Origin of the sequence: Thiobacillus thioparus DSM 505 (assembly GCF_000373385.1) — a bacterium.
In the GTDB taxonomy this organism is placed as follows: domain Bacteria; phylum Pseudomonadota; class Gammaproteobacteria; order Burkholderiales; family Thiobacillaceae; genus Thiobacillus; species Thiobacillus thioparus.
Map to the genome: position 1 here is coordinate 146,632 of NZ_KB891332.1, position 26,574 is coordinate 173,205.

The 26,574-nt window shown below is 64.4% G+C and carries 23 protein-coding genes; 4 read left to right on the forward strand and 19 right to left on the reverse strand.

Features of this window, described 5'->3' with window-relative positions:
• Positions 1–102: 102 nt before the first annotated feature.
• The 4 genes from B058_RS0115110 to B058_RS0115125 all read right to left on the reverse strand — a co-directional run bounded on the left by B058_RS0115110 (position 103) and on the right by B058_RS0115125 (position 3,248).
• Positions 103–945, reverse strand: a complete 843-nt coding sequence (locus B058_RS0115110; RefSeq protein WP_018509337.1) for a Tim44 domain-containing protein — start codon at positions 943–945, stop codon at positions 103–105.
• A 115-nt stretch (positions 946–1,060) separates the two neighbouring features.
• Positions 1,061–2,137: a uroporphyrinogen decarboxylase gene (gene hemE, locus B058_RS0115115; RefSeq protein ID WP_018509338.1), complete on the reverse strand. Its 1,077-nt coding sequence runs from the start codon at positions 2,135–2,137 to the stop codon at positions 1,061–1,063.
• Between the two features lie 66 nt (positions 2,138–2,203).
• Positions 2,204–2,779: a glycine zipper 2TM domain-containing protein gene (locus B058_RS0115120; protein WP_018509339.1), complete on the reverse strand. Its 576-nt coding sequence runs from the start codon at positions 2,777–2,779 to the stop codon at positions 2,204–2,206.
• Between the two features lie 64 nt (positions 2,780–2,843).
• Positions 2,844–3,248, reverse strand: coding sequence for a hypothetical protein (locus B058_RS0115125; protein ID WP_018509340.1), 405 nt, complete (start codon positions 3,246–3,248; stop codon positions 2,844–2,846).
• Between the two features lie 323 nt (positions 3,249–3,571).
• Here B058_RS0115125 and B058_RS0115130 point away from each other — a divergent pair, with 323 nt between their 5' ends.
• A complete protein-coding gene (locus B058_RS0115130; RefSeq protein WP_018509341.1) occupies positions 3,572–4,726 on the forward strand; it encodes an OmpP1/FadL family transporter in 1,155 nt (384 codons plus the stop codon).
• A gap of 85 nt (positions 4,727–4,811) precedes the next feature.
• Here B058_RS0115130 and B058_RS0115135 read toward each other — a convergent pair whose 3' ends face one another.
• From B058_RS0115135 to gltB, 9 genes are all read right to left on the reverse strand, one after another.
• Positions 4,812–5,174: a hypothetical protein gene (locus B058_RS0115135; RefSeq protein ID WP_018509342.1), complete on the reverse strand. Its 363-nt coding sequence runs from the start codon at positions 5,172–5,174 to the stop codon at positions 4,812–4,814.
• Positions 5,175–5,232: 58 nt separating this feature from the next.
• Positions 5,233–5,712: a BON domain-containing protein gene (locus B058_RS0115140; RefSeq protein WP_157265916.1), complete on the reverse strand. Its 480-nt coding sequence runs from the start codon at positions 5,710–5,712 to the stop codon at positions 5,233–5,235.
• 67 nt (positions 5,713–5,779) lie between these two features.
• Positions 5,780–6,082, reverse strand: coding sequence for an EF-hand domain-containing protein (locus B058_RS17085; RefSeq protein ID WP_018509344.1), 303 nt, complete (start codon positions 6,080–6,082; stop codon positions 5,780–5,782).
• Between the two features lie 284 nt (positions 6,083–6,366).
• A complete protein-coding gene (locus tag B058_RS17645) occupies positions 6,367–6,534 on the reverse strand; it encodes a DUF1328 domain-containing protein (protein WP_018509345.1) in 168 nt (55 codons plus the stop codon).
• A 159-nt stretch (positions 6,535–6,693) separates the two neighbouring features.
• Positions 6,694–8,046, reverse strand: a complete 1,353-nt coding sequence (locus B058_RS0115155; RefSeq protein WP_018509346.1) for a sigma 54-interacting transcriptional regulator — start codon at positions 8,044–8,046, stop codon at positions 6,694–6,696.
• Positions 8,043–8,522: a hypothetical protein gene (locus B058_RS0115160; RefSeq protein ID WP_018509347.1), complete on the reverse strand. Its 480-nt coding sequence runs from the start codon at positions 8,520–8,522 to the stop codon at positions 8,043–8,045. The genes B058_RS0115155 and B058_RS0115160 overlap by 4 nt, the downstream gene beginning before the upstream one ends.
• Positions 8,519–9,985, reverse strand: coding sequence for a sensor histidine kinase (locus B058_RS0115165; RefSeq protein WP_018509348.1), 1,467 nt, complete (start codon positions 9,983–9,985; stop codon positions 8,519–8,521). The genes B058_RS0115160 and B058_RS0115165 overlap by 4 nt, the downstream gene beginning before the upstream one ends.
• Before the next feature lie 83 nt (positions 9,986–10,068).
• On the reverse strand, positions 10,069–11,517 hold the full coding sequence (locus tag B058_RS0115170) for an FAD-dependent oxidoreductase (RefSeq protein ID WP_018509349.1): 1,449 nt from the start codon (positions 11,515–11,517) through the stop codon (positions 10,069–10,071).
• Positions 11,518–11,519: 2 nt separating this feature from the next.
• Complete coding sequence (gltB, locus tag B058_RS0115175) at positions 11,520–16,004, reverse strand: glutamate synthase large subunit (RefSeq protein ID WP_018509350.1); 4,485 nt, start codon at positions 16,002–16,004, stop codon at positions 11,520–11,522.
• 324 nt (positions 16,005–16,328) lie between these two features.
• Between gltB and B058_RS0115180 the strand changes: the two genes are divergently transcribed.
• A complete protein-coding gene (locus tag B058_RS0115180) occupies positions 16,329–17,177 on the forward strand; it encodes an endonuclease/exonuclease/phosphatase family protein (protein WP_018509351.1) in 849 nt (282 codons plus the stop codon).
• Positions 17,178–17,197: 20 nt separating this feature from the next.
• Here the strand turns inward: B058_RS0115180 and B058_RS0115185 are convergent, their stop codons facing one another.
• The 5 genes from B058_RS0115185 to B058_RS0115205 all read right to left on the reverse strand — a co-directional run bounded on the left by B058_RS0115185 (position 17,198) and on the right by B058_RS0115205 (position 22,191).
• Positions 17,198–17,767 (reverse strand): hypothetical protein, encoded by a 570-nt coding sequence (locus tag B058_RS0115185; protein ID WP_018509352.1) that lies wholly within the window; start codon positions 17,765–17,767, stop codon positions 17,198–17,200.
• Between the two features lie 131 nt (positions 17,768–17,898).
• The gene (locus tag B058_RS0115190) at positions 17,899–18,507 is read right to left on the reverse strand and encodes a nucleotidyltransferase family protein (RefSeq protein WP_018509353.1); all 609 of its coding nucleotides are present in this window, start codon (positions 18,505–18,507) and stop codon (positions 17,899–17,901) included.
• A 5-nt stretch (positions 18,508–18,512) separates the two neighbouring features.
• Entirely contained in the window at positions 18,513–19,517 is a 1,005-nt protein-coding gene (locus tag B058_RS0115195; RefSeq protein WP_018509354.1) for an XdhC family protein, read from the reverse strand.
• Between the two features lie 2 nt (positions 19,518–19,519).
• Positions 19,520–21,721 carry a xanthine dehydrogenase family protein molybdopterin-binding subunit gene (locus B058_RS0115200; RefSeq protein ID WP_018509355.1) on the reverse strand — a complete coding sequence of 734 codons (2,202 nt, stop codon included), beginning with the start codon at positions 21,719–21,721 and terminating at the stop codon, positions 19,520–19,522.
• A gap of 11 nt (positions 21,722–21,732) precedes the next feature.
• A complete protein-coding gene (locus B058_RS0115205; protein WP_018509356.1) occupies positions 21,733–22,191 on the reverse strand; it encodes a (2Fe-2S)-binding protein in 459 nt (152 codons plus the stop codon).
• A gap of 279 nt (positions 22,192–22,470) precedes the next feature.
• Between B058_RS0115205 and B058_RS17345 the strand changes: the two genes are divergently transcribed.
• Positions 22,471–24,762: a putative bifunctional diguanylate cyclase/phosphodiesterase gene (locus tag B058_RS17345; protein ID WP_169335106.1), complete on the forward strand. Its 2,292-nt coding sequence runs from the start codon at positions 22,471–22,473 to the stop codon at positions 24,760–24,762.
• Positions 24,763–25,114: 352 nt separating this feature from the next.
• Here B058_RS17345 and B058_RS0115215 read toward each other — a convergent pair whose 3' ends face one another.
• The gene (locus B058_RS0115215) at positions 25,115–26,062 is read right to left on the reverse strand and encodes an integron integrase (protein WP_018509358.1); all 948 of its coding nucleotides are present in this window, start codon (positions 26,060–26,062) and stop codon (positions 25,115–25,117) included.
• 263 nt (positions 26,063–26,325) lie between these two features.
• On the opposite strand from B058_RS0115215, the gene B058_RS18200 reads away from it, so the two are divergent.
• A partial coding sequence (locus B058_RS18200) for a hypothetical protein (RefSeq protein ID WP_211208713.1) occupies positions 26,326–26,574 on the forward strand: 249 nt, incomplete at its 3' end.

A 26,574-nucleotide genomic window follows, 5' to 3' on the forward strand; every position in this document is an offset into this window, starting at 1 on the left:
AAGTTCCCGTGCGTCAAAACTGTGCATAAGTTGATGCTTCTATTGCCAAAATTACGGGCCTTGTGCACGTTTTCTGTGCACAAGGCCTTGTTTTGGCTGGATTTATGCTTGCTGAATCCCGGCGATCACCCAGCCGCTCTGGCCCAGGGTAGGTTTGCTGAGGTGCCAGACTTCATCGAACGGGGTGCCGCCGTGGTCGTCGGCCGTTTCGCGAACCATCCCGGTGAACCGGACGCTGACCACGTGGCGGCCATCTTCGTCAGTGGCTTCGAGCACCGCAGCGTCGAGCGTCATCACGTCCGTGGTTTGCGCGGCATTGCCGCGCTCAGCCAGCTGCAGGCGGATTTCGGCGAAGACTTCGGGCGTGGTAAAGGTACGCAGGTCGTCCAGGTTGCCGGCGTCGAAGGCCGCCTGCAGGCGGATGAAGTTGAGCTTGGCTTCGCGCACGAAAGCCTCGGCGTCAAATCCGGGGGGGAAGGGATGGGCGGGGCCGCCGAATGCCGGGGCTGGCGTCTGCTCAAACCCGGAGAATGCCGGACTCCCTGCGGAGGCCGGCATGCCGGCATATTGCATGGCCGGCGCCGCGGGCGCAGCGCGGCGCATCAGGAAGCGGAACAACATGAACGCAGCCATGGCCAGCAGTGCCAGCATCAGGAAATTGGCCATTCCTTCGCCGAAGCCGAAGTGCGAAGCCAGGGCGGCAAGCCCGAGGCCGGCGGCCAGTCCTGCGATCGGCCCCATCCAACTGCGCTTCTGCGGGGTGGCCGGGGCCGGCGTGCCGGCCGTCTGCTGGCGTTGCGGCGTAGGGGCGGCCTCCTGTTTGGCGGGCGCGCTGCGCTGCATGCCGAAGGACTTGCCGCCGCCGAGGCGCCTGGCCTCAGCGTCATGGGTGGCGAACGCGAAGGTGAGGAACACGGCGAACAGGCTGATCAAGAAAGGTTTCACGAGGAGGCTCCGGAATGTCGACGAGAACGGGTATGGTGACGTAAACCCAACCGTGCTGAAAAGTCGATTTTTATACGTGAATTATTCGAAATTTTCGATTCTTTCATCTGGAAAATCAGTTTTCACCGGCGGCACGCATGGCCCGGCTACGGCTGTGCACGGCCTCGACCAGGACGCTGACGTTGTCCGGGTTGGTGAATTGCGAAATGCCGTGGCCGAGGTTGAACACATGGCCCGGGTGATTGCCGTAGCCGTCGATGATGCGTGCGACTTCGCTGCGGATGATGTCGGGCGTGCCGTGCAGGGCACTGGGATCGAGATTGCCCTGCAACGCCACCTGGTTGCTCACGCGGCGGCGCGCTTCGCCGATGTCGATGCTCCAGTCGAGGCCAACCGCATCGGCGCCGCAGGCGGCGATGGCCTCCAGCCAGTTGCCCCCTCCTTTGGTGAAGACGATGCTCGGTACGCGCCGGCCGTCGCGTTCCTTGATCAGGCCGTCGACGATGCGTGTCATGTAGGTGAGCGAGAATTCCTGATAGGCGTGCGGCGTCAGGCTGCCTCCCCAGGAGTCGAAAATCATCACGGCCTGGGCGCCGGCCTCGATCTGCGCATTGAGGTAGTCGGTCACGGCCCGGGTGTTTACTTCGAGGATGCGGTGCAGCAGATCCGGGCGGCTGTACAGCATGGTCTTGATGTGGCGGTAGTCGTCCGAGCCACCGCCTTCAATCATGTAGCAGGCCAGCGTGTAGGGGCTGCCGGAGAAACCGATCAGCGGCACCGAGCCGTCGAGCGCGCGACGGATCGAACGCACCGCATCCATCACGTAGCCGAGTTTGTCGGTCGGATCGGGGGCGGAAAGGTCGCGGATTTCCCATTCGTCGCGCAGCGGGCGCTCGAAGCGCGGACCTTCGCCGGCCGAGAAGTACAGGCCCAGTCCCATCGCATCGGGCACGGTGAGGATGTCGGAAAACAGGATCGCGGCATCGAGCGGGTAGCGCGCCAGCGGCTGCAGCGTCACTTCGGTCGCCAGATCGGGGGTCTTGCACAGGGTCAGAAAATCCCCTGCACGTGCGCGCGTGGCGTTGTATTCCGGCAGGTAGCGCCCGGCCTGGCGCATCAGCCACAACGGCGTGTAATCAGTAGGCTGGCGCAGCAGCGCGCGCAGGAAAGTATCGTTCTTGAGGGCAGACATGAAGCGAGCCAGGACGCAAAGCCGGCATTTTAGCAGGCTTGGCGTCGCCGACCCGGCGAGGGCCGATCAGGTGCGGCGGAAAGACCATTTGCCACGCCCGGCCGGGCAGGCCAGCACGTCGCGTGGCCGTTGGCCGTCGACCACCAGAGTGGCGTAACGGCAGCCGTCGCGCGCCTCGCCGCGCGGCGTGAAACGATAGGCGTGACCGTCATGGCGCCACGCGACCGGTACGCCCGGACGGCCGAGTTCCAGGGCATGGCCCATGCAGGCCCGATCGCGGGCGTCCATGCTGTCGCCGATGGCGTGCCCCAATACCGCGCCGAGCACGCCCCCGACGACCATGCCGACGACGCGATCGTCGCGGCCGGCGACCTGTCCGCCGATGACGGCGCCGGATACGCCGCCGATGACCGCGCCGATTTCGTCGCGATTGCAGCGGCCGGCCGGGATGCCGTAGTCGTGCACATAGACGGTTCCGCTTTTGCCTTGGTAATGTCCGGCATGGCGGTCCTGTCGATGGCCGCGGTCATCGTCGCGGTGCTTTTTGTAGTAGCCGTGCGCCGGTGCATGCTCGGGTGGATCGGCCCACGCCGGGCTGCTGCCCGCGAGTGCCGCCAAGGCCAGTGTGACGGGCACGTTCATGACTTGCTCCTTAGATATTGTCTTCGGAATGGAATTCGATCCACGCAGCCGGTGGCGGCCGGGTTCAACGGGGACGGGTATCGTAGGCATAGCGTGCCTGGCGGTCATGCCGTTCCACCCGGATGTTGCGGTCGGCCTGATTGAGCGCATGGTCGAGACGCTTGAACTCGCGGGCGTCGATGATGCCGTCGGCGCGGAAATGGCGCTCCATGCCCTGGATCTCGCGCTGCTCACGTATCAAGTCGCGGACTTCGTGGCGGGTCAGGCTGCCGTTATGTTTGCCTGCCTCGATGCGATCCATCTGCCGTGCCTGGCGCGTATTGATCTGCTGACTGTATGCCTGGCTTTGCTGGTAGGCGTACCTGACCTGAGGGTGACCGTTACGGTCCCAGTCGGCTTGCGCGGCGGTCGTCATGAGGCTCAGACCCCCCAGTATCAGCATGCCGAGACGGGTTTTAATCGGTTTCATGATGTGGCTCCTGTGCGGTTGATCAATGTCCCCGTCGGTATCTTCAGCGTCGGCGGACAATTGCACTCTAGGCACGCCGTGTAAGCGGCATGTTTGGGGCAGGTAACCACATGTAACGCAATGTAACGCCCGAGCGGGCTAATGTTTTTCCAAGTCATGCCGATTCATGATCGACGTATGGAAGATTCCCCGCCCAGCGTTGCCCATCCCGATTCATCAGATTTGTCAGACCCCGGCCTGCCCATTCGGCCGCGTACATAAATAGGTTAGAATTTTCGACTTTTCTAAAAATCTATAACCCGTACCTCTAGGAGAACCCCCCGATGCAACTGAATAAACTCGCGGCCACGCTTGCCGCGGTTGGCATGACTGTGCCCGGCTTGGCCATGGCGACCAACGGCATGCTCATGGAAGGCTATGGCCCCATTGCCGCCGGCATGGGCGGGGCGGCCATGGCGTATGACAACGGTACGGCCGCCATGGCGAACAATCCGGCCACGCTGGGCCTGATGGCGGAAGGCAGCCGGATCGACGTGATGCTCGGTTTCGTGGGTCCGGACGTCAAGACGTCCATGGGCATCGGCAAATCCAAAGCGGATGCCTTCTACATGCCAGCATTCGGCTATGCGAAAAAGCAGGGCAAGCTGACCTACGGCGCCGGCATCTACGGCCAGGGCGGCATGGGCACCGAGTACGCCAGCGGCGACATGGCGCAGGTGAGTGTCGGGCGAGTGATTTTCCCGCTGGTCTACGCGGTCAATGACCGCTTCAATATCGGCGGAAGCGTCGACCTCGTCTGGGCCGGGATGGACATGGTGGTGACCGGATACGGTATCAATTTCAAGGACGGCAGCGACTTCACCGGTGCCGCCAAGGGCTACAGCCTGGCAGCCAAGCTGGGCTTCACTTACAAGCTGGCCGACGCGCTCACCGTCGGCGGCGTCTATCAGTCCGCCGGCAACCTACCTGACCTCAAGGACGGCATCTACAAGGTGAAGGGCTTCGACATGCCGGCCACCTTGGGCCTGGGTCTGGCCTGGCAGGCGAACGACCGGCTCATGGTCGCGGCCGACGTCAAGGACGTGCTGTGGAGCGACAGCATGAATACCGTGACCATCTACAAGAACGGCGCCGTCGTTGCGCCGTTCCAGCAGGACTGGAACGACCAGATCGTGCTGTCGCTGGGTCTTGCCTACAAATTCAACGACGCCTTGACCGGCCGCATCGGCTACAACCATGGCAAGAATCCGATCCCGGATCAGTTCGTCAACTACCTGTGGCCGGCGATCGTCGAGAATCACTATACGGCGGGCTTCGGTTATGCCTTCAGCAAGCAGTCCACGGTGAACTTCGCATTGAGCTATTCGCCCAGAATCTCGGTGACCGGTACAGGCCCCAATCCACCCGCCGGCAACGGCGGCATGGTCATCGACCATAGCCAGTTGAACTGGCAGTTGATGTACAGCTACGCGTTCTGATTGCCGTTTCGATCCACACCCAGCCGGTGGCGCGTGCGTGCCACCAGCTTTTTGGTGTGGTTTCTCCATATGTACCGGCATGGCCCTACTGTTTCGGCATGTCGGAACCAGGCTGCGTGCCGTCCGAGGGGGCTTCCTGGGCGGGTGCTGCCGCCTCCGGGCTGGTGGATGGCGTGTTCATCTGCTGCGAACGCGCATCTTCCGTCTGCATGTCCTTGACGGCCTGGTCGACCTGATTGCCGGCCTGTTCCACCGGGCCCTTGCTGTCACAGCCATTCAGCGCCAGCAGGGACGTCAGCAGCGCCAGTACGCCGTATGAGGCATGCCAGGCATGCGTCCGCTTCGATTTTCTCGGGGCGGCGCCCAGCAGCCTTGTTCCTGCGCCAGCGCCGCTCCATTCGTACAGCTGCATATGCTCATCGTTGAGGTGTTGCGTGGTCTGGTACATGTGAATTCTCCTGGTTGCGGCCGCGGCACATGCCGCCGCAGCCTAATCCCTACAGCAATCAATTCTTGATCTGCAGGGTGTTCTTGACCTCGGTGACGCCTTTGACACTGCGCGCGATTTTCTCGGCTTCGGCGACCTGGGTGGCGTTGTTGACCCAGCCGGCCAACTGCACCGTGCCTTTGTGGGTCTCCACGTCCACGCTGAGTCCCTTCATGCCTTCGTCTTTCAGCAACATTGTCTTGACCTTGGTGGTAATCCACGCGTCATCGATATACTTGCCGGCCTTGATGCGGTCACCGCTGGAATCAGCCTTGACGAGTTCATCCTGGCTCAGGCTGTTGTCATGGTTGGTGTCACCATCGCGGAAGGCCTGCGCTTGGCCGCCCTGTTCCTGGAATTCCGTCAGGCTTATCTTGCCGTCGCCGTTGCTGTCGTAGGTCTTGAAGCTGGCTGTCACGGCCAGGGCCTGACCCGCAACACCCGCGCTGAACATGCTGGTAAGCGTCAGCTTCATGAGCGTTCGATTAAGGTTTTTCATGTTCCTCTCCATTTACATACGGGGTAATCCGATCCGCGGCGCATGCGCCAACCGGCCGTTCAGATGTTCACAGGCGATCATTCGGGCTCGGCATGTCCGGGGCCGCAGGATTGGCGGGTGCCGCGGCCCCGCCTTTCTTGACAAATTCATCGTGGCTCAAGCTGCCGTCGCCGTTGGCGTCGATCATGCGGAACGTGCCTTCGCTGCCGCCCTGGGCCTGGTATTCCTGTGGGCTGATCTTGCCGTCGCCATTGCTGTCATAGGTTTTGAAGTCGGCCGCCGTCGATGCGGCCAGAGCGGAAACGGAAACGGCAGCGCCCAGCACGCTGGCCAGCGTCAAGGTCGTCAAGCGGTAGTGAATGAATTTCATGGCTATCTCCTATAAGGGTTGAGTTGAATGCACATGCACTCAAGCCAAATACAGCGACGACCGTGCCAGTTATTTTTTCTGCTGTTAAATCAATGTGTTGAGATGGAGTAGCGGGAATTTTTCCAAGATCGTGAGGCCGCGACAGGGCAGATATGTCGTCGGCCGGCGACACAAGGGCATGCTGTTTTATAAGTCAATGTTTTTACTTGTTATTTTTGTATGGCGACGGCGACAGGCCATAAAAAAGAGAGCCTGGGCTCCCCTCTTCATGCGGCATGACGGATTTACAGCGTTGGTGGGCGGCGGCCCGTGGCCAGCATGACAAGAAAGACGACCAGGCCCACGACAAACAGGATTTTGGCGATCCAGGCTGCGGTGCCGGCCACGCCGGCAAAGCCGAAAATTCCGGCGATGATGGCAAGGATCAGGAACGTGATGGCCCATCCAAACATGATGTTCTCCTCAGAGAGTTGATAAACGCCCCGAAGGCGGTATCCCTTCAATGCAGAGTGTGTGCCAGACAAAAATTTCTTTTTTAATCAACGAACTGTGAGGTTGGCGTGCAAGCCGACGGCAGTCCGGGTGGTGCGGGCGTCGTCCTTGCCCGACATTCAGTCGGTTTCGTCGCGATCCTTGAACAGCGCGGGGGTGAGGTCGTGACGCTGCAACAGCCGGTATACCTCGGTGCGATTGCGGCCGGCCAGACGGGCCACTTCGCTGACCTGGCCGCGTGTCAGCTTCAGCAGGGTGATGAGGTAATCGCGTTCGAAGGCCGCGCGCGCCTCGGCCAGCGGCTGGATGTCGGCGGGTTTGTCGCGCAATGCCCGCCCGACCAGCGTGGCCGGGATGGTCGTGGTGGTGCATAGGGCGACGCATTGTTCCAGGACGTTGTGCAGTTGCCGGATATTGCCCGGCCAGTCGGCCGCCACCAGCATGTCGAGCGCATCGGGCGCAAAGCTGTGGATGCGGCGGCGGTATTTTTCCGTCAGCAGACTCAGGAAATGCTGCGCCAGCAACGGGATGTCCTCGCGCCGTTCGCGCAGCGGCGGCAGCGTCAGGTTGACCACGTTCAGCCGGTAATACAGATCTTCGCGAAACTCGCCGCTGACGATGGCCTCTTCCAGGTTGCGGTGGGTGGCCGAGAGAATGCGCACATCGACGGCGCGCGTCTCGGTCGCGCCGACCGGACGCACTTCGCCCTCTTGCAGTACGCGTAGCAGCTTGACCTGCAAGGGCGGGGGCATGTCGCCGATCTCATCGAGAAACACGGTACCGCCCTGCGCACTGAGGAACAGGCCGGGATGGTCGCGGCCCGCGCCGGTGAAGGCACCTTTGACATGACCGAACAGTTCCGATTCGAGCAGTTCGGCCGGGATCGCGCCGCAGTTGATCGCGACGAAGGGCTTGGCGTGGCGCGGGCTGGCGCGGTGGATCGCGCGCGCCAGCAACTCCTTGCCGGTGCCCGATTCGCCCTGGATCATCAGCGCGGCATCAATCTGGGCGGCCAGACGGGCCTCGGCCAGCAGCGTGTCCATCGCCGGGCTGGCGGTGACAATGGCGCTGCGCCAGCTGTCGTCGTGTGTCTCGGGACTGCTGCCGGCCAGCCGGGTGGCGCGCTTCAGCAGGTCGACCAGCGTGGGCGCGTCGTAGGGCTTGGTCAGGTAGCCGAACAGCCCTTGCTGGGTGGCGGCCACTGCGTCCGGGATGGTGCCGTGCGCGGTCAGTACGATCACCGGCAGCGACGGGTCGCGTGCATGAATGGCCCGAAACAGTGCCATGCCGTCGATGCCGCCCATCTGCATGTCGGTCAGCACGGCGTCGGGCCGCGCCAGCGCCAGCTGCGCCAGGGCGGCCTCGCCGCTGTCGACCGCTTCGACCTTGAACCCGTTGGCTTCCAGTCGCAGGGTGATCAGTTCGCGCAGGGCCGCGTCGTCGTCCACGACCAGGATGGCAGGTTTCTTCATGGCGATTTGGGGAGCGTGTTGCGCTGCTGCAGGGTTTTTTCCAGCGCCTTGATCTGATCGAGCTTGTCCTGCAGTTCCTGCGCGCGCGCGGTCTGCTGCCGGAGCTCGATGCGGGCCGAAAGCGATTTCTTCATCAGATCGAGCAGGGTATGCGCACGGGGATCGACGTCGTCGATCATGGCCAGGCTCTTGAGGCTGCGCTCGAACGCATCCACGCTGTCTTCGCGTTCCAGCAGGGCGGCCTGCTGGAAACGCTTGGCGTCGTCGAGGCGGCGCTCATTGTCCAGCGCGGCCAGTTCGCGCCGGCGCTGTTCGGGAGACAGGGCCGCCACCCGCGACAGCTCGTTCAAGAGCGTCGACGCGCTCAACCCGGATAGCCGGCTACCGGGGATCGCCGGCTGGCTGGGCAGGGGCGGGACGACACAGGCGCTCAGTGTCAGCAAAAGACTGGCAAGCAGGATGGATTTGAAGCTCATTCGGTACGCGCCAGGTTAAGGGGGCCACGGGGATCGGGCCACGACAATCGGAAACAGATCGACCAGGGCGGGCTGTCGACCACTTCGACGTTGCCGCCGACAGCCAGCAGTGACTCGCGCACGATCGACAGGCCGAGTCCGCTGCCGCGGACCACGCTGGCGGGTTGGCGCGCGCCCTGGAAAAACGGCTCGAAAATGCGGGTGCGTTCGGCTTCCGGGATGCCGCCGCCCTGATCGCATACCCAAACCTCGATCGCGCCATCGACAGGCGCACTCTTCACTAGGATGTGTCCGCCCTCGGGGCTGAATTTGACCGCATTGGACAACAGATTGTCGAGTACGGTTTCCAGCTGGCCGCGCTCGGCATGGAGCACCGGCGCGTCGAACTGCGTTTCGACCTCGATGTGGCGCGTATCGAGCGCAAGCCTTTGCCGCGTCAGGACGGCTTCGAGCGCGTCGGCCAGCGCTTGCGGCGTGGCGGGCGAGGGCGTGGCATCTTGCACCATGCTGCTGTAACGGATCAGGTCTTCGATGCGCTTCTGCAGGTCGCGGCTGCCGCTGTCCATAATGCCGACGATGCTGCGCTGGCGCGGGTTGAGACTACCCGCCAGTTCGTCGCCCAGCAGCGCCACGCCCTCGCGCAGCGATGCGAGCGGCGTCTTCAGTTCGTGCGACACGTGGCGCAGGAAGCGCAGCTTCTGTTCTTCCAGCGCCTGCAGGCGCTGGCGCAGCCAGTCGATTTCCCGCCCCAACTCGACGATGTCCTGCGGCCCGCTGATGGCCGGCAAGGGACGCAGGTCGGCCTGGCCGAGTTGCTGGATCGAGGTCTTGAGCTGCTTGATCGGACGGTTGATCATCCAGGAAAACACAGCCGCGAGCAGCAGCGTCAGGGGAATCAGGGCCAACGCCAACACGATCAACCGCCGGCGGGTCGCCTGCACCGTGCCTTCCAGCGCCTGCAATTCGCGCTGCACCGCGGCATCCGCCTGAACGAGCAGGGTGCGCGCGACATCATGCAAGTCATCGAACGTCGGGTCGAGTGCGTGGAACTGGTCGCTGTCCAGGAATTCACCCGGCCGCACCTGGCGATACAGGGTCTGGCTGCGCGCCTGCAGCGTGGCCAGCGTTGCACGCGAACGAGAGTCGGTGAGCTGCGTATCGAGTTGCGACAACTGGGTGCGCAGTTCGCCGAAGCTTTGTCGCAGCGCCGGGCCGAATTCGGCGTCCTGCAACAGGTGGTATTGTCCGGCGGCGCGTTGCAGCTGGCTGACCGACTCGACGATCTGCCGCACGTCGCGCGTGACGGCAAGGCTGGTGTGGGTGAACTGGCGCTGGGTTTCGACCACGCCTTGCAGCACGTGCACCGCATTGATCAGGCCGCTGGCCAGCGGCACGATCAATACGCCCATGGCAACGATGACCAGGATGGTGAACGAACGTGGGTAGTAAGGGCCTGAAAGCATCCGGTAAGGGCAGTCGATGGCAATGCCGCAGCATACCCGATGGGTGGGCACGGGTGCGGCGGGCCGCACCCGTGCCGGCGGCGTTACAGCAGGTCGAGGTAGGCGAGGATGCCTTTGGCGGCCTCGCGGCCTTCCCATACGGCGGTTACCACCAGATCGGAGCCCCGCACCATGTCGCCGCCGGCGAAGACCTTGGGATTGGCAGTCTGGAAGGCGTGCGGTTGGCCCTTGGCGATGACGCGGCCGCCCGGGTCGACCGCGATCTGGTGCTGTTCGAACCACGGTTGCGGATTGGGGCGGAAGCCGAAGGCAACGATCACGCGGTCGGCCGGAATGACTTCCTCGGAGCCCGGAATCACCACCGGGGTGCGGCGGCCGCGCGCATCGGGCGGACCGAGCTCGGTGGTGACGAGTTTCACGCCTTCGACCTTGCCGTCGCCGACGATCTCGACCGGCTGGCGGTTCCACAGGAATTGCACGCCTTCTTCCTTGGCATTGCCGACTTCGCGTTTGGAGCCGGGCATGTTCTTCTCGTCGCGGCGGTAGGCGCAGATGACGCTGGCTGCACCCTGGCGGATGCTGGTGCGGTTGCAGTCCATCGCGGTGTCGCCGCCGCCGAGCACCACGACGCGGAGGCCCTTCATGTTGTGGTAGACCTCGTCCGGCTTGGCCAGGTCGAGGCATTTGCGCACATTGGAGATCAGGAAGGGCAGCGCTTCCAGCACGCCGGGCAGATCCTCGCCGGGGAAGCCGCCCTTCATGTAGGTGTAGGTGCCCATCCCCATGAACACGGCGTCGTATTCGTCGAGCAGGGACTGCATGGAGATGTCCTTGCCGATGTCGGTATTGAGGCGGAATTCGACGCCCATGCCTTCCAGTACTTCGCGGCGGCGCGTCATCACCCATTTTTCCATCTTGAACTCGGGGATGCCAAAGGTGAGCAGGCCGCCGATTTCGTCGTAGCGGTCGAATACCACCGGCTTCACGCCGTTGCGTGCCAGCACGTCGGCGCAGCCGAGGCCGGCGGGGCCGGCGCCGATGATGGCGACTTTCCTGCCGGTCGGAACGACGTTCGACATGTCGGGACGCCAGCCGGCCTTGAAGGCTTCCTCTGAAATGTACTTCTCGATCTGGCCGATGGTCACCGCGCCGAAGCCACCCGTGTTCGGGCCACCGCCCACGGCTTCACCGAAGCCGTCGGTATTGAGAGTGCAGGCCCCTTCGCACAGGCGGTCCTGCGGACACACGCGGCCGCACACTTCGGGCAGCGAGTTGGTCTGGTGCGATAGCTCCGCGGCTTCGAACAGCCGCCCTTCGGTCACCAGCTTGAGCCAGTTAGGAATGTAGTTGTGCACCGGGCACTTCCATTCGCAGTACGGATTGCCGCAGCCGAGGCAGCGATCGGCCTGTTCCTGCGCGTGTGCCGTATCCATCAGCGCGTAGATTTCGCGGAACTCGTGCTTGCGGACATCGGCGGCGGTCTTCTCGCCGTCGCGTCGCGCCTGCTTCAGAAACTGGAATACGTCGCCCATCGTTATGCTTCCAATGCTTCACGTGTCTGGCCGGGAATGTCCTCGACCAGGTCTTCAATCGAAATGCGCTTCGGCTTGACCAGCCAGACGCGAGACAAGGTGGTATCGAACTCGGCCAGCAACGCCTTCGCGCGGGCGCTGCCGGTGAGCGCCAGGTGGCGTTCCATCTGCGCCTTGAGAAAGACGCGGAATGGCTCGGTTTCGTCGCTGGTGATGCGGGTCAGCTCGACCATTTCCTTGTTGGTCTTCGACATGAAATCGTTCGTGTCGTCGACCACGAAGGCCATGCCGCCACTCATGCCGGCGCCGAAGTTCAGGCCGGTGTCGCCCAGCACGATCACCACGCCGCCCGTCATGTATTCGCAGCCGTGGTCGCCTATGCCTTCCACCACCGTCAATGCGCCGGAGTTGCGCACGCCGAAGCGCTCGCCGCCCATGCCGGCCGCGTAGAGTTCGCCGCCGGTGGCGCCGTACAGGCAGGTGTTGCCGATCAGGGTGTTGCGGTGCGCATCGAAGGTGGCGACGCGTGGCGGGTAGATCACCAGGCGGCCGCCGCCCATGCCCTTGCCGACATAGTCGTTGGCGTCGCCTTCGAGCGTGATCGTCAGGCCTTTGTGGTTCCACACGCCGAAGCTCTGGCCGGCCGAACCGGTGAGCTGGACGCGGATGGTGTCGTCCGGCAGGCCTTTGGAACCGTGTGCCTTGGCGATCTCGCCCGACAGGCGCGCGCCGATCGAGCGGTTGATGTTGCGTACGGCGTAGTTCAGCGCGATGGCCGAACCCGACTTGATTGCCCCCAAGGCGTCGGCCACCATCTGCTCGGCCAGTTCACCCTTGTCGAACGAGGGGTTGCGTTCCTGCTGCGCGAAGCGCGGCGCGTCGGCGGGGATCTCGCCCTGCGAGAGCAGGACGTCGAGCTTCAGGCGGCCCTGGCGCGGGGTGTCGCCCGCGCTCACATCCAGCAGGTCGGTACGGCCGATCAGATCGGTGAGCTTCCTGATGCCGAGGCTGGCCATCAGCTCGCGCGTTTCCTCGGCGACGAACTTGAAGTAGTTCACCACCATGTCGGGCAGGCCGATGAAGTGCTCCTTGCGCAGTTTCTCGTTCTGCGTGGCCACGCCGGTGGCGCAGTTGTTCAGATGGCAGATGCGCAGGTACTTGCAGCCCAGCGCGACCATCGGGCCGGTGCCGAAGCCGAACGACTCGGCGCCGAGGATCGCCGCCTTGACGACGTCCAGACCGGTCTTCAGGCCGCCGTCGGTCTGCACGCGGACGCGGCCGCGCAGGCCGTTGGCGCGCAATACCTGCTGCGCTTCACTCAAACCGAGTTCCCACGGAGACCCGGCATACTTGACCGAAGCCAGGGGGCTCGCGCCGGTGCCACCGTCGTAGCCGGAAATGGTGATGAGATCGGCATAGGCCTTGGCCACGCCCGCCGCAATCGTGCCGACGCCGGGCTCGGCGACCAGCTTCACCGACACCAGCGCGTCGGGGTTGACCTGCTTCAGGTCGAAAATCAGCTGCGCCAGATCCTCGATCGAATAGATATCGTGGTGCGGCGGCGGCGAGATCAGCGTGGTGCCGGGCTTGCAGTGGCGCAGCGAGGCGATCATCGGCGACACCTTGTCGCCGGGCAGTTGGCCGCCCTCGCCGGGCTTGGCGCCCTGCGCGATCTTGATCTGCAGTACCTCGGCGTTGACCAGGTAGGTCGCGGTCACGCCGAAACGGCCGGAGGCGACCTGCTTGATCTTGGAGGTCTTCACCGTGCCGTAGCGCTTCGGATCCTCGCCGCCTTCGCCCGAGTTGGAGCGGCCACCGATGCGGTTCATGCCCTCGGCGAGCGCCTCGTGCGCTTCCGGCGACAGCGCGCCGAGCGACATGCCGGCAGAGTCGAAGCGCTTGAGAATGCTTTCCAGCGGCTCGACCTCGTCCAGCGGGATCGGATTCGCGCCGGGCTTCAGCGTCATGAGGTCGCGCACCATCGCCACCGGGCGGGTGTTGACGATCTCGGAATACTTCTTGAACTCGGCGTAGTCGCCGGTCTTCACGGCCTTCTGCAGTTGCTGCACCACGTCCGGGTTGTAGGCGTGGTATTCCTCGCCGAACATGAACTTCAGCAGGCCGCCGGCGGTCAGCGGGCGCAGCGGGTTGAACGCCGCCTTGTGCAGCAGCTTCTGGTCGGACTCGAAGTCCTCGAAGTTGGCGCCGGAAATGCGCGATACCGTGCCCTTCAGGCACAGCTCGACCACATCTTCATGCAGGCCCACGCCCTCGAACAGCTGGGCGCCGCGATAGCTCGCCACCAGCGAAATGCCCATCTTGGAGAGCACCTTGTACAGGCCCTTGTCCATGCCCTTGCGGAAGTTGCACAGCGCCTTGTCGAGGTTGGGCTTGATCTCGCCGGTCTTCACGAATTCGCCGATGATCTGGTAGGCGAGGTACGGATACACTGCGGTCGCGCCATAGCCGATCAGGCAGGCGTAGTGGTGCGGGTCGCGCACGCTGCCGGTTTCCACCACGATGTTGGCGTTGCAGCGCAGGCCGGCCGTGATCAGCGCGTGGTGCACGGCGCCGGTGGCGAACAGTGCGTGGATCGGCAGGCGATCCTTGGCGAGGTTGCGGTCGGACAGCACCAGAATGACCTTGCCGGCCTTCACCGCGTCGACCGCGCGTGCGGTCAGCGCATGAATCGCGGCTTCCAGCGTGGTCGCCGTTGGATCGTAGTGCAGGTCGAGCGTGGTTGAAGCGAACGACGGGTCGTCCAGGTTCAAGAGCTTGTCGAAGGCCTCCTTCGACAGCAGCGGCGTGTGGACTTCCACCCGGTGCGCGTGCTCCGGCGTTTCCTTGAACAAGTTGCGCTCGGGGCCGAAGCTGGTATTGAGCGACATCACGATCGCCTCGCGGATCGGGTCGATCGGCGGGTTGGTGACCTGCGCGAACTGCTGGCGCAGATAGTCGAACGGCGAGCGCACTTTCTGGCTCAACACCGCCATCGGCGTGTCGTCGCCCATCGAGCCGATCGCCTCGGCGCCGTCCTCGGCCAGCACGCGGATGATCTGGTCGCGTTCCTCGAAGCTGACGTTATGCAGCTTCTGGTGCGTCAGCAGGCTGGCCGCATCCATCACCGCCAGGTCGGCGTCCTGGTTGATCGACAGCTCCAGCTTGACCACGCCGGCCTTGAGCCATTCGCGGTAGGGCTGCGCGCCCTTCAGCTCGTTGTCGATGTCTTCCGGCATCAGCAGGCGGCCGGTCTCGAGATCGGCGGCGACCATCTGGCCCGGCTTGACGCGGCCCTTGCGTTCGACGTTGGCCGGATCGATCTGCCACACGCCGACTTCTGACGCGATGGTGAGGATACGGTCCTTGGTCAGTACCCAGCGTGCCGGACGCAGGCCGTTGCGGTCGAGCGTGCAGACGGCGTAGCGGCCGTCTGTCAGCACCACGCCAGCGGGGCCGTCCCACGGCTCCATGTGCATCGAGTTGTATTCGTAGAAGGCGCGGATGTCGGCGTCCATCGATTCGACGTTCTGCCACGCCGGCGGAATCACCAGGCGCAGCGCGCGGAACAGACCCGCGCCTCCCATCACCAAGCCTTCGACCATGTTGTCGAGGCTCATCGAGTCCGAGCCCTTGGTGCCGACGATGGGACGGACGTCGTCCATGTCCGGGATCAGGGGCGTCACGAATTTCTGTTCGCGTGCGCGGCTCCAGTTGCGGTTGCCCTGCACCGTGTTGATCTCGCCGTTGTGCGCCAGGTAGCGGAACGGCTGGGCCAGCCGCCACTGCGGCCAGGTATTGGTCGAGAACCGCTGGTGGAACACCGCCAGACTGGTGGCGAAGCGCGCGTCGTTCAGGTCGGGGTAGAACACCGGCAGGTTGTCCGGCATCACCAGGCCCTTGTAGCTGATGACGCGGCACGACAAGGTCGGCAGGTAGAACACCGGATCGGTCGGTTCCAGCGCCTTTTCGGCCTGGCGACGGGCGATGTAGAGCTTGCGCTCGAAGTCGTCCTCGCTCATGCCAGCAGGCGCGTTGACGAACACCTGCTCGATGTGCGGCAGCGATTCCAGCGCCGATTCACCGCACACGGACGAATCGGTCGGCACCAGGCGGAAGCCGGCGACCGTCAGGCCCTGCGCCTCCAGCGACGATTTCAGCGTGGTGCGGGCATGCGCCTGCGGCGCCGCGTCGCGCGACAGGAACACCAGACCGGCGGCGTAGAGATCACCGAGCTTAAAGCCGGCGTCAGCCGCCACCGCGCGCAGGAAGGCATCCGGTTTCTTGAACAGCAGGCCGCAGCCGTCGCCCGACAAGCCGTCGGCCGCGATCGCGCCGCGGTGCGTCATGCATGCCAGCGAGCCGATCGCGTTCTGCACCAGCGTGTGGCTGGGCTGATTGTCGATCTGCGCAATCAGGCCGAAGCCGCAGCTATCCTGTTCGAAATCGGGCGAATACAGCGTCCCGTCCAGCCAGCGTTGTCGTTCCATGGTTCCGTATGCTCAGGCAACAGCGGCCTGCCCACAGGGCAAGCCGCAAAATTAAAGCGAAAAGTGCGGCATTTTAATCCCTCAAGCCGCGTGCGGCAATGATTGCCTCCGCCAAGGCCTTGCCGCGGCAAGGGTTTACGGCCGGACGCCACCTCAACTGGGAGTGCCGCCGCCCCGGAAAATTCCTTGCCCGGACCGACGGCAGTCCTGCCGCGCCATCCCCTATCCTCTTTGTGCAGGCAATCCCTTGCCGACGGGCGGACCCCGCCTGTCAATGTTCCATCCAAATGAGGCCATTCGCTATGCTGACGGCAGAGGTGCGACATGAAATTACTGAGCTGGAACATCCAATGGGGGCGCGGCATGGACGGCCGCGTCGATCTCGCGCGCATCCTGCGGACCATCCGCAAGCTGGGCGATTTCGACGTCATCTGCCTGCAGGAAGTCGCGATCGATTTTCCTGGCCTGTCCGGCAGCCGCGGCGAGGACCAGGTCGCCGAATTGTCCGCCGGCCTGCCCGGCTATACGGCGGTTTATGGCGCAGCGACCGATGTGCCGGGCGGCCGCGGCGGCCGCAGCCAGTTCGGCAATGCCATCTTTTCGCGCCTGCCGGTCGGCCAGGTGTGGCGGCATCTGCTGCCGTGGCCGGCCGAGGCGGCGGTGCCCAGCATGCAGCGCGTGCTGGTGGAAGCCGTGGTGACAAGCGATGTCGGGCCGCTACGCGTGCTGACCACCCACCTCGAGTACTACTCGCAACGCCAGCGCCAGGCCCAGATCGACGCCATCCGCCACCTGCATGCGGAAGCCTGGGCCCTATCCGGGCGGACGCCGATGCCGGAGGAGGCGGGCGGGTCCTTCGAGGTATTTCCCCGGCCTGCGCAGGCGCTGCTGTGCGGCGACATGAATTTTCCCGCCACCGCACCCGAGCGTGCACAAATTCTCGCCCCGTTTGCCGAGAGGACGCCGGGATTTCACGATGCCTGGTCCATATTGCATCCTGGCGAAACGCACGCACCTACGGTCGGCATCCACCCGGTGGATTTCGTCAAGCAGCCCGAATGCTTCGATTTCGTCTTCCTCACCGAAGGACTGGCGGCCCGGCTCAAGGCGCACGGCATCGATGCCGCGACCGAGGCATCGGACCATCAGCCGGTGTGGGTGGAGCTGGTCTGACGGCTCACTGAGCGCCGGGATTATTTCTTCACGTCGGCCGCGCCTTCATTGGTTTCGAACGCCTTCTCGGCTGCCGCCTTGGTGGCTTCCATGGCATGGCGCGCCGCATCCCGGGTGTCTTCGGCGGCTTTCCGTGCGGCTGCCGCGCCGGATTGGGCCGCCTGCCTGGCGGACACCTCGGCTTTCTTCAGGGCGTCCTCGCTCGCAAGGGCGGCTTTTTTCGCGGAGTCTTCCACTTTCTGAGCGGCTTCGCGCGTTGCCGCCGTTGCTTTCCGGGTGGCCTCGGCGGCTTTGTGCGCAGCGAATTTAGCGGCCTTCTCGGCATTCTTTGCCGCCTGCCTGGCCGCTTCGGCGGCTTTCTGCGACGTGTTGCCGACAGCCAGTTCCGCTTTGTCCATGGCCACTTTCGCGGCGTCCGCGGCTTTCTGCGCAGCCTCCTTGGCGTCCGCGGCCGTCTTCTTCGCGCTTTCTTCCGCTTTGTGCATGGAGGGTGACGCACCTTCTGCGGGCTTGGTAGCGGGCGTGTCGGCGGCCCATGCATTCGTCCCGGCCACCAATGCAGACAAAATCAACCAGTTTTTCAGTTTCATGAACTCTTCTCCTTGGATGTGGAGCCAGCTCCACGGGTTTGCCGGGATGCACGCGTGATCGGGTCTGTTGCCCGATACCACACAGACTTCGGCGGTGGCATAACGTTTCAAAACGGGAAGCCCAGGATGCGTCACGGATACGGCGCCAGTGTTGCGCCCGTGGGGCGATCCATCAGGTCGGCCGCTTGATCCACGTCCCGCACGATCCCGGGGTCGTCCACGTCGCAGCGCACGATCGCGTCGGGAAAGGCCGTGACGATCCGCCGTGCCCCTTCGTCGCCGGCCAGGGCCGAGAGCGGTTCACCCCATTGCTTGGCGAAGCCCACCGGATGTCCCCGGCGCCCCCGGTACTCGGGGACCACGATGCTGCCCCCGTCACGCAGGGCCGCCGCCACGCGGCCGTAGCTGGCGGGTGCGATGAAAGGCATGTCCGCAAGAGCGATGAGCCAGCCGCCGGCATCCGGCGCGGCGCGGACGCCCGCCGCCAGGCTGTGGCCCATGCCCTGAAGGGACGCTGCGCTGACGATCAGTTCGAACCCTGCTGCGGCCAGCTGCTCCGCCAATACTGCGCTGCCCGGACGTACCACGGCGAGGACGCGATCGCAGGCCGGGCGCAGCCGGTGGGCGGCGGCCAACCCCATGGGCGTTCCGTCGGCCAGGGGATGCAGCAATTTGTCGCTGCCGAAGCGGCTGCCGCTGCCGGCAGCCAGGAGAATGCCAATGATGGGGCCTGGCGTCATGCGGGTTAATCGATGCGGCAACCGGAACGGTCCGCTGCGGGTAGCCGTCCCGTTGCCGCGAAGGGCGGGAGACCGTTCTTGATCGCCGTGATCTCGGCGAGGATGGAGACGGCGATTTCCGGTGGCGTGCGGCTGCCGATGGGCAGGCCGACCGGGCCATGAAGCCGCGCCATCTCGGCCTCGGAGAGATCGAAATGTTGCAGCAGCCGTTCCCGGCGCCGGGCGTTGTTGGCGCGCGAGCCGAGCGCGCCGACGTAAAAGGCCGGCGACTTGAGCGCTTCCAGCAGCGCCATGTCGTCCAGCTTGGGGTCGTGGGTCAGGGCGACCACCGCGCTGCGGGGATCGAGTCCCAGTTCAATCACGGCGTTGTCCGGCATGCCCGCTATCAAGGCGGCGCCCGGAACATCCCAGCCGGCGCTGTATTCGACCCGCGGATCGCAGATCAGCACCTGGTAGTCCAGGGCCTGGGCCATCGAGGCGAGGTAGCGCGAGATCTGGCCGGCGCCGATGATCAGCAGGCGCCAGGCGGGGCCGTGCAGCGTGGTCAGGCAGCGCCCATCCCAACTGAGCTGGTCGCTGCGGCAGCCGTCGCGGACCGTTGCCGCGCCGCTGTCGAGGTCGATGCTGCGCAACGCCAACTGGCCGGCGGCGATGCGCCGGGCGAGGTCGTCCAGCGCGGCCATATCGGGTGCGGGTTCGATCACCAGCTCCACGACGCCGCCGCAGGGCAGGCCGAAGCGGCGCGCCTCGTCCGGGGTGACACCATAACGCTGGACGAAAGGCTGCGCGCCGTGGAATTCGCCGGCTGCCATGCGGGCGATCAGGTCGTCCTCGATGCAGCCGCCGGATACCGAGCCCTGCACCCGGCCGTCATCGCGCAAGGCCATCCAGGCGCCCGGGGGACGCGGCGCCGAGCCCCAGGTGCGGGCCACGGTGACGAGGACGCAACGGTGTCCATCGGCCGCCCAGTTGCGGACCGCCGCCAGCACCTCGCTGTCCTGGCTGTCCATGCTCAGGCGGCCAGTTCGGCGGGGTTGAACGGCATGCGCGTCAGATGCTTGCCGGTGGCGGCGGCGATGGCGTTGGCCACGGCCGGCGCCGCGGGCGGCACGCCGGGCTCGCCGATGCCGCTCGGCGCGGCGGCCGACGGCACGATATGCACCTCCACCACCGGCATTTCGTGGATGCGCAACGGCGGATAGCCGTCGAAGTTGCCCTGCTCCACGCGGCCTTCCTTGAGCGTGATCTCGCCGTGCAAGGCGGCGGACAGGGCAAAGCCGATGGCGCCTTGCACCTGCGCGCGGACGTTGTCCGGGTTGATGGCGATGCCGCAATCCACCGCGCAGACGATGCGGTCGACCTTGATGCTGCCGTCCTTGCCGACCGTCACCTCGGCCACCTGGGCGACGTAGGAGTTGAACGATTCATGCACCGCCACGCCGCGGCCGCGGCGCTCGCCCGGCTTGCCGGCCTTGAGCGGGCCGCCCCAGCCGGCTTTCTCGGCCGCGAGCTTGAGCACGCCGGCATGGCGCGGATGACCGGGCAGCAACGCCAGCCTCAGCGCCACCGGATCCGTGCCCATGGCCCCGGCCACCTGGTCGAGGAAGGTTTCGGTGGAGTAGGCCGTGTGGGACGAGCCGACCGAACGCCACCACAGTACCGGAACCGGGATGTCCTTCGGGGTGTGGAGGTCCACCTTCATGTTGGGAATGGCGTAGGGCAGGTTGGCGGCGCCTTCCACCGACACCTGGTCGATGCCGTCCTTGACCAGGTTCTTCTCGAACGCGGTGCCGGCCACGATGGACTGGCCCACCAGGCGATGGCGCCAGCCGGTCAGCCGGCCCTTGTCGTCCAAGGCAGCCTCCAGCGCGTGATGAAACAGCGGCCGGTAATAGCCTGCGCGCATGTCGTCCTCCCGCATCCACACCAGTTTCACCGGTGCGCGGCCGTCGATGGCCTTGACGATGTGGGCGGCCTCCAGCACGTAATCCGAGTGGCTGCTGGCGCGCCGGCCGAAGCTGCCGCCGGCATACAGCATGTGGATGGTCACCTGTTCCGGCTTGAGGCCGAACAGGCCGGCCAGCGCGTACTGGTCGCCGGTCTGCATCTGCTCGCCGTTCCAGACTTCGCAGCCATCGCCGCCGAGCCGGATCACGCAATTCATCGGCTCCATGGCGGCATGCGCCAGATAGGGGAAATCGTAGCTCGCGCGAACGACCCGGGCGGCCTTGCCGAAGGCCTGGTCCGCGTCGCCGCTCTGGTGTGCGACGAGCCCCGGGGTCTTGGCCAGCTCCCGGTAGCGGGCGAATATCTCCTCGCTGCCGAGCGTGAAGGCCTGGCTTTCGTCCCAATTCACCGAAAGGGCGTCGCGCCCCTTCTTTGCGCTCCAGGTATCGCTCGCCAGCACGGCCACCCCTTGGGGGATCTGCACCACGTCCACCACGCCTTTCACTGCCTTGGCGCGGCGGGCGTCGAAGGATTTGACCGTGGCGCCGAAGCGAGGCGGGTGGGCCACCACCGCGACCAGCATGCCCGGCAACTGCACGTCCTGGGTGAAGCGGGCCTGGCCGTTGGTCTTGTCGGCGCTGTCCTTGCGTTTCACCTGCTTGCCGATCAGGCGGAAATCCTTGGGGTCCTTCAGCTTCAGGTCGGTGGGCACGGGCAGCGTTGCCGCGTCCACGGCCAGCTCGCCGAAGCTGGCGCGGTGCTTCGACTTCGTATGGCTGAGCACGCCGTCGCGCACCATGATCTCGGCGGCAGGCACGTTCCATTTGATGGCCGCCGCGCTGACCAGCATGGCGCGCCCGGCTGCGCCAGCCTTGCGCATCTGTTCCCAGGAGTTGGCCATCGCAGTGCTGCCGCCGGTGCCCTGCGCCGGGCCCCAGAACAGGTTGTTGTAGCGCTTGGCGTCAGCTGGCGCCCCCTCGACGCGTACCGTGTTCCAGTCCGCGTCCAGTTCATCGGCGAGGATGGTGGCGAGCCCGGTATAGGTGCCCTGGCCCATTTCCAGGTGCTTGGACAACACCGTGACAGTGTTGTCGGTGCCGATGCGGAGGAAGGCATTGGGCTCGAAATGGATCGGCCCGACCGCGCCTTCCCCGGCCTTGCCGGGACCGGCTACCGGAGCGGCGAGGGCGGGCAGACAGAAGCCGAGCGTGAGGCCGGCGCTGCCCTGCAGGAAACGACGGCGGCTGAGGTTTTCGATCGTGTTCATCGCGGGGTCTCCTAGGCGAGGGCCTTGGCGGCTTCGTGGATGGCCGCCCGGATGCGGACGTAGGTCGCACAGCGGCACAGGTTGCCGGACATGGCGTTGTCGATGTCGTTGTCGCTGGGCCTGCGGTTCTGGCGCAGCAGCGACACCGCGCTCATGATCTGCCCGGACTGGCAGTAGCCGCACTGGACCACGTCGAGCTTGCGCCACGCGTCCTGCACCGCCTTGCCGACACGGTCCCTGTCCACCGCTTCGATGGTGGTGATCCTGCGGCCGGCCACCGCCGACACCGGGGTCACGCAGGACCGCATCGGCGCGCCATCCACCTGCACCGTGCAGGCGCCGCAGAGGGCCTGGCCGCAGCCGTATTTGGTGCCGGTCAGGTGCAGCGTGTCGCGCAGCGCCCACAGCAGCGGGGTGTCGGGCGCCACGTCGAGTTGATGTTGTTTGCCATTCACGTCGAGTTTGATCATGGGCAGGACTCCTCAGCGATGGATGAAGCCGGTCACGGCGCCCCAGGTGATGGAACGACGGCCGTATGCGGAAGCGATACTCATCGATTCTAGACCATGGAAAATCCGTCGGAGGCGCTGCGTCTGAAAGGGTATGGGCGGCCCGGCGCGGCGCCTGTATCGGCTGGCCGATACCCGGAAAATGACGGCGGTTGGGCGGCCATCGCGTTTCCGGCCTAAACACTTGGCCATGCCTGCCGCTATAGCCTTACTCGCAAAATAATGAACTCCGTATCGAGGATGCCCTCACGCTCCCCCTTTTCCCGTCTCTTGCGGCGTGCTTTCTACGCATTCGTGGCTTCAGGGCTGCTTGGCTTCGTGGCGCTCGGCATCATCAGCTGGGACCGGGAGCAGGCGGACGAACGGAAGAATCTGTCCGTCCTTTCCGGATTTCTGGCGTCTGCAACCCAGGCCTTCTTCGACGATCTGGGCCATGGCCTCGATCCGCTCGGCCAATTGCTGCAGCGGATCGATGTAATCAACCACCCCGAGGCGGCCCGCGCCTCCCTGGAAAAATTCCAGAAGCGCTATCCCCAGGTCGGCGCCATGGCGGTCCTCGATCCGGGCGGCCGGATGCTGATCAATACGGCCTTGCCGCCGGGTGCCCCGCTGCCGGATTACCGGCACACGACGGATTACATGGCCCCTTTCCAGGCGGCACTGGACGACCCCGGGCTGTATACGATCGGCCGCCCCGAATACGGCCAGGTCATCGGTGAGTGGCGCTTCCCGTTCCGCTACACCATGCGGGACGAACAGGGGCGGGCGCTGTTCATGATCCAGGCAGCCATTCCCCTGGGAACGGGCATGCATTTCCTGCGCAACCTGTCGCTGCCGTCGAATAGCCTGGTCGGCATCCTGCGCGAGGACGGGTTCCAGCAGGCCCGCTGGCCCGTGGACAACCCCGACAAAGTCTACGGCCGCCCCCTGAACGGCCCGCTCATCAAGACGATCCACGCGCAGCCCGGCCTGCGTCATGGCTATTTCACCGGCTTTTCGCCCTGGATGTACACGGAACAGCAACGGCTGGGCGCCTACAGCCACCTCGCCACGCTGCCCATGTATGCCTATGTGTCGATTCCCTACGGCCATATCTGGAACAAATGGTGGGAACACAACAGTCCGGTTCTCGGCGTGTTCCTGGTCTTCGTGGCCATCTTCGGCGCCATTTCCTACTGGGTCAGGATTCACGAGCGGCAACACAGCGACGAACTCCTGAGCCAGGCGCGGCGCGATTCGCTGACGGGGCTCACCAACCGTGCAGGCGCGGAAGAGCTTCTGGAGCACCAGATACGGGCCGCCAAGGAAAGCGGCCGATCTTTCTCGATCATGTTTTTCGACCTCGATCGATTCAAGGACATCAACGACACGCTCGGGCACGGCATCGGCGACCAGCTCCTGGCCGAAGTCGGCAAACGGACGGCCGCCACGCTGCGTCATCACGACATGCTGGCGCGCCTGGGCGGCGACGAGTTCCTGATCATCCTGCCCGACTGCCCGCCCGCCGCCGCCACCCGGACGGCGCAACGCCTGATCGTGGTATTCGAGGCGCCGTTCCAGGTGGCCGAGCATCGATTAAAAATGTCCTGCAGCATCGGCCTGGCCTTCTTCCCCGACCACGGCACCGACCGCGAGACATTGCTCAAGCATGCCGACACGGCCATGTACGAGGCGAAGCGCCTGGGCCGCAGCGGCTTTGCCTGCTTCGAAGCAGGCCTCGGCGAACGGCTGCAGCAGCGGTTGACGCTCGAAGCGAAAATGCGCGACGCGCTGGTCAAACAGCAGTTCCGGCTCCACTACCAGCCGATCGTCGACCTGGAATCGGGCCGGGTCCTCTGCGCCGAAGCCCTGCTGCGCTGGCGCGACACCGACGGCGTCGAGCACCATCCCGCCCAGTTCATTCCGGTCGCCGAGGAGTCCGGGCTCATCCTGCCGCTGGGGGAATGGGTATTGAAAATCGCCTGTGCGCAGGCCAAGGCATGGCTCGACCAGGGATTCGATCTGAGCATGGCGGTCAACCTTTCCACGCGCCAGTTCCAGGATCCGGACCTGCTGGGCAAGGTCACATCCGTCATTGGCGGGTGCCACCTGCCGCCGTCGCGCCTGGAGCTGGAAATCACCGAAGGCGCCGCGATGCTGGATGCGGAATCCAGCGTGGAAGTGCTCGGCGCCCTCAAGCGCATCGGCGTTCGCATCGCCATCGACGACTTCGGAACGGGCTACTCGTCGCTGAGCTATCTGAAACGCCTGCCCGCCGACACCATTAAGATCGACAAGAACTTCGTCGACGGCGTGGCCGACGAATCGGAAGACCGGGCCATCGTTCGCTCCATCATCGCATTGGCCCACGCCCTCGACAAAGGCACGATCGCCGAAGGCATCGAGACGGAAGAACAGAAGCGGGCGCTGGAAAAGGCCGGTTGCCACATGGGGCAGGGCTATCTGTTCAGCCGCCCGCTTCCTGCGGAGGAATTTCAGTCACTGCTGGCAGCGGCGAGGGATTCGAACCTGACGACTACGTACGCTACGTGAGGGGTGCGCTTGGAACCAACCCTGACTGTTCTACGCGTTCAGCGCGTTCTTAGGCGTTAACGAAAATCTGGAATCCAGTGTGCTTAGTGGCCGTAAGACTGAGTGACTGTATCCGGCCAATGGCTGATTGGTGCGGTACCCGTGGAGGTCTGCTGTTCGGCCTTTGCTGCCGGTCATAGGTCGAGCGGAGGGAGTCCGCTCTGAATTGATGAGCGGACATCCGCCTGCGGCATCTTTAACGTACGCAGTTTGCCGTTGGGAATGCGGACTTCCAGGCCGTTGTTCCCGCCAAACCCTCGCCGGTAAAGTGGCAGGGGCAGCGCAAAGGAGCCGGACGCGCCGCCATTGCCGATCAGTCCTCCAGATTGTCGAAGGGGCTCACCACCTTGCGGGTGGCCTCCAGCACATGCGTATAGATCATCGTCGTCTGTAAGCTACGGTGCCCCAGCAGCAATTGAATGGTGCGAATGTCTGTGCCGGAGGCAAGCAAATGCGTCGCGAATGAATGGCGGAGCGTATGCACACTTGCGTGTTTGTGGATTTCTGCGCTTCGAACTGCCAAGCGAAAGGCCCGTTGCACGGTCGTATCCGAGGTGTGCCAGCGCGCCAGACGCCCTTGATCGCCCCACGGCCGCTGGACCGAGGAGGGGAAGACGAACTGCCAAGCCAGCGATGAAGAAGCTGAAGGATACTTGCGCGCCAGCGCGCCCGGCATTGGTGCCAGCCCCGCCCCGTGCGACAGATCCGTCTTATGCAGCGCGGCCACCCGCAATAGGTGTTGCTGCAGCGGCTCACGCAGGCGGCTGGGTAATACCGTAGTCCGGTCCTTGCCGCCCTTGCCGCTGCGCACCGACAGGCTGCCAGCAGCCAGATCGATATCCTTCACCCGCAGCGTCACACATTCCTGGACCCGCAGGCCTGCGCCATAAATCAACTCTGCCATGAGGCGTGGTGTCCCGGACATGTGTGATAGCACTGCCCTGACTTCATCGCGGGTTAGTACGACAGGCACACGATGAAGTCTCTGCACCCGTTTTAGTCCCACCATCCGCCCGAGCGGTTTCTCCAGTACGGCCTCATACAAGAACACCAGGGCGTTGAGCGCCTGCGTCTGGGTCGAAGCCGACACCTGGCGCACCGTGGCCAAATGGTTCAGGAAGGCCTCGACATCTTGTGCGCCGAGTGCGCCGGGGTGGCACTTGTCATGAAAATAGATGTACTGCCGAATCCAGTATCGGTAACTCTCCTCCGTGCGTGGGCTGTAGTGGCGCCGCCGGCAGAGCGTGGCTACCAGATCCATGAGGCGGGGACGGGGTGTGGGCTGACCCCATGATGTTCGCTCCTATGAGTGGTGACAGAGAAAAAGTTGGAACATAATCTGTCAAGCCAGAAGACGACAGTGCTGGGTCCGCCTTTTCATACTGTAATAGACGGACACAGAAAACCAAACATCATTGATTATCATGGGGATAAGGGTGATTTGATGGCGTCCGTATTATTAAAAATGTCCGGACCGATGGGTCCGTCTAATCACTGTTAGCTCTCACCAACCAAGGCCAAAGAATGGAACGAAAAACAAAGAGCTTTATCTGGGGCGCCGTTGCTGGGGCGGCGGGAATCGTCGTCAAGAATCAGGAAAAGTTTTTGAGTCATTGTGCAGGACAGGTTGTTTCGCTTCGAGATGACAGCTCTCTCAAGCTCTCCCGTCGGTTGATGTCTGCCTCAACAGAATTCGCATTCATCTACTCCTACCTAAATGGGATCGGATTTTGTATCCGAATCAACAACTGCGACCAGGCGTGTCAACAAGAC

Coding starts and splice junctions, on each gene's coding strand:
- hemE (WP_018509338.1), bottom strand. CDS start 2,137: ATGTCTGCCCTCAAGAACGATACTTTCCTGCGCGCGCTGCTGCGCCAG.
- B058_RS0115120 (WP_018509339.1), bottom strand. CDS start 2,779: ATGAACGTGCCCGTCACACTGGCCTTGGCGGCACTCGCGGGCAGCAGC.
- B058_RS0115125 (WP_018509340.1), bottom strand. CDS start 3,248: ATGAAACCGATTAAAACCCGTCTCGGCATGCTGATACTGGGGGGTCTG.
- B058_RS0115130 (WP_018509341.1), top strand. CDS start 3,572: ATGCAACTGAATAAACTCGCGGCCACGCTTGCCGCGGTTGGCATGACT.
- B058_RS0115135 (WP_018509342.1), bottom strand. CDS start 5,174: ATGTACCAGACCACGCAACACCTCAACGATGAGCATATGCAGCTGTAC.
- B058_RS0115140 (WP_157265916.1), bottom strand. CDS start 5,712: ATGAAAAACCTTAATCGAACGCTCATGAAGCTGACGCTTACCAGCATG.
- B058_RS17085 (WP_018509344.1), bottom strand. CDS start 6,082: ATGAAATTCATTCACTACCGCTTGACGACCTTGACGCTGGCCAGCGTG.
- B058_RS17645 (WP_018509345.1), bottom strand. CDS start 6,534: ATGTTTGGATGGGCCATCACGTTCCTGATCCTTGCCATCATCGCCGGA.
- B058_RS0115155 (WP_018509346.1), bottom strand. CDS start 8,046: ATGAAGAAACCTGCCATCCTGGTCGTGGACGACGACGCGGCCCTGCGC.
- B058_RS0115160 (WP_018509347.1), bottom strand. CDS start 8,522: ATGAGCTTCAAATCCATCCTGCTTGCCAGTCTTTTGCTGACACTGAGC.
- B058_RS0115165 (WP_018509348.1), bottom strand. CDS start 9,985: ATGCTTTCAGGCCCTTACTACCCACGTTCGTTCACCATCCTGGTCATC.
- B058_RS0115170 (WP_018509349.1), bottom strand. CDS start 11,517: ATGGGCGACGTATTCCAGTTTCTGAAGCAGGCGCGACGCGACGGCGAG.
- gltB (WP_018509350.1), bottom strand. CDS start 16,004: ATGGAACGACAACGCTGGCTGGACGGGACGCTGTATTCGCCCGATTTC.
- B058_RS0115180 (WP_018509351.1), top strand. CDS start 16,329: ATGAAATTACTGAGCTGGAACATCCAATGGGGGCGCGGCATGGACGGC.
- B058_RS0115185 (WP_018509352.1), bottom strand. CDS start 17,767: ATGAAACTGAAAAACTGGTTGATTTTGTCTGCATTGGTGGCCGGGACG.
- B058_RS0115190 (WP_018509353.1), bottom strand. CDS start 18,507: ATGACGCCAGGCCCCATCATTGGCATTCTCCTGGCTGCCGGCAGCGGC.
- B058_RS0115195 (WP_018509354.1), bottom strand. CDS start 19,517: ATGGACAGCCAGGACAGCGAGGTGCTGGCGGCGGTCCGCAACTGGGCG.
- B058_RS0115200 (WP_018509355.1), bottom strand. CDS start 21,721: ATGAACACGATCGAAAACCTCAGCCGCCGTCGTTTCCTGCAGGGCAGC.
- B058_RS0115205 (WP_018509356.1), bottom strand. CDS start 22,191: ATGATCAAACTCGACGTGAATGGCAAACAACATCAACTCGACGTGGCG.
- B058_RS17345 (WP_169335106.1), top strand. CDS start 22,471: ATGCCCTCACGCTCCCCCTTTTCCCGTCTCTTGCGGCGTGCTTTCTAC.
- B058_RS0115215 (WP_018509358.1), bottom strand. CDS start 26,062: ATGGATCTGGTAGCCACGCTCTGCCGGCGGCGCCACTACAGCCCACGC.